We start from the raw sequence: 253 nt of genomic DNA on the forward strand, positions 1-253 counted from the left end.
TCGCTGAAATCCACGCCCGGGGTCGGTTGGCCTGGCAAGTCAGCAGTGGCTACAATCAGCGCAGCCGGGTGGAAGCGCAGATGGGGCGCTGGAAAGGTATGATCGGGCCAAAACTGCAGGCACGGTGGGATTGCCAACTTGTTTTCGCCATTTTTGAGAGGGGCGAGACCTCTGCCTGTCAGGCGGTCATTTCGGCAGCATAGCCTCTCCAGAGGTCGAAAGCATCGGACCTGGCGTGTCGGTATGAGATGGC

1 pseudogene is annotated in these 253 nt (G+C 59.7%); it reads left to right on the forward strand.

Features of this window, described 5'->3' with window-relative positions:
- Positions 1-203, forward strand: a pseudogene (locus tag BHD06_RS24630) (hypothetical protein); the annotation flags it as partial.
- Between the last annotated feature and the right edge of the window lie 50 nt (positions 204-253).

Source organism: Roseovarius sp. A-2, from assembly GCF_002072155.1.
Taxonomy (GTDB): domain Bacteria; phylum Pseudomonadota; class Alphaproteobacteria; order Rhodobacterales; family Rhodobacteraceae; genus Roseovarius.